Origin of the sequence: Lentzea sp. NPDC006480 (genome assembly GCF_040611995.1) — a bacterium.
Taxonomy (GTDB): Bacteria; Actinomycetota; Actinomycetes; order Mycobacteriales; family Pseudonocardiaceae; genus Lentzea.
Window position 1 is genome coordinate 1 of record NZ_JBEXPJ010000350.1, and the last position, 1,697, is coordinate 1,697.

The window sequence follows — 1,697 nt, forward strand, 5'->3', positions numbered from 1 at the left end:
GTCGGCACGCGGGCCGTTAGACGAGCGTTGGTTGCGTCATCGCCGCTTCGCGACGATAGCAATTGGGCTTGACTTCAGGGCCGTTGCGAGGCGCTCTGTCGGGCGGAAAAGGGCGGATGCTTCGCACCCGTCCGATCCGCGAAACGGTAGCACCTCGCACCCAAAGTCAAGCCCAATCGCAGTCGTACGTGGGCACGTTGGCACCGTCGGTTTCAGCCATTACCGCTACTCATGCGGGCATCAGGCCTGTCCGGCTCGCTTCGCATCGCCACAATCAGGTCGCTTACTCGATGTCGGATAGGCGGGTTGTTTCACTCGTCTGTGTACCAGATTTTGCGTTATCGTTTTGTGATCTTGCGGTAGAGTGGAACACGTGAACGACATCCGACTTCTCTCGTCTGACGAGCTGCTGCGCAGCATCGTCGACAATGAGCGGGAGAAGCGGATTCGTGACCGTGTCACCATGCGAGTTATTGCCGAGCTGGATCGGCGTGGAGCAGCTAGCGAGTTTGGTTACAAGGATTTGGCAGGTGTGCTTCAGCACTCGGTCCAGTGGGATCGTAAAGCCGCCGTGCAATGGGTAGCAAATGCCGGTGCGTTGAGCAGTTCGATCACTCCGACCGGCAGTGAGCTCGCTCCCGAACTGCCTGTCACCGCCTCGGCGTTGGCGGAGGGTGCGGTGTCGGTCGAGCACGTCACCGCACTGGCCAAGGCCATGGAAAAACTGCCCGCCGAGGCCGAAGCGGCCATGGTCGACTTCGCCCGCGAGCATCCGCCGAGTGCGATCGGCAAGTTCGGCAAGGACGTGGCATACGCCCTGTTCCAGGACGACCCGGAGCCTCGCGACGCCGAGCCCGGGCCGCCGGTCAACCAGCTCGTGAAGAGCTGGAAGAACGGCCAGCTCGAAGTGAAGGCGCTGCTGGACGCGGTGACCGGCGCGACCTTGGAGGCGATGCTGGACCCGCTGGCCAAGCCCCGCCCCGAAACGTCGGGGCAAGGTCCGGACCTGCGTTCCCGCACGGAACGCGAGGGCGACGCCTTCGCCGAGCTGGTCAACCTGATGGCCCGTGCCGACCGACTCCCGGATCACGGTGGCGAGCCGGTCACCCTCACGCTGACCATGAGCTACGACAACCTGGCCGAGCAGGTGGGGCAGGCGATGCTCGACAACGGCGAGCGCGTCCCGGCGGGCCAGGTCCGCCAGCTCGCCTGCAACGCCGGAATCATCCCCCTGGTCCTGGGAGACAAGTCGCAGCCGATGGACATCGGCCGCAAAACCCGCAGCTTCCCCGCCGGAATCCGCCGAGTACTGGTCGCCAGAGACCGCGGCTGCGCTTTCCCGGGCTGCGGCAGGCCGCCACGACATTGCGACGCCCACCACATCCACCACTGGGCGAACGGCGGAAGTACATCCGTCGAGAACGCGGTCCTGCTCTGCCGCCATCACCACACGCTGATCCATCAAAGCGAGTGGGAAGTGAAAATGGTGCACGGACTGCCGGTGTTCTACCCACCGGCATGGCTGGACCCGCTCCGCAAACCGAGACGCAACCTGCTCCACGCGACCGCCGCCTGATCGCCACCAGTCCGCCCTCGCAAGGGCTTGATTGTGGCGATGCGAAGCGAGCCGGACAGGCCTGATGCCCGCATGAGTAGCGGTAATGGCTGAAACCGACGGTGCCAACATGCCCACGTAC

The 1,697-nt window shown here is 64.4% G+C and carries 1 protein-coding gene; it reads left to right on the top strand.

Translation table 11 applies throughout. The features are described from left to right. Positions 1 to 373: 373 nt before the first annotated feature. On the top strand, positions 374 to 1,576 hold the full coding sequence (locus ABZX92_RS45865; RefSeq protein WP_355572463.1) for a DUF222 domain-containing protein: 1,203 nt from the start codon (positions 374 to 376) through the stop codon (positions 1,574 to 1,576). Positions 1,577 to 1,697 lie beyond the last annotated feature (121 nt).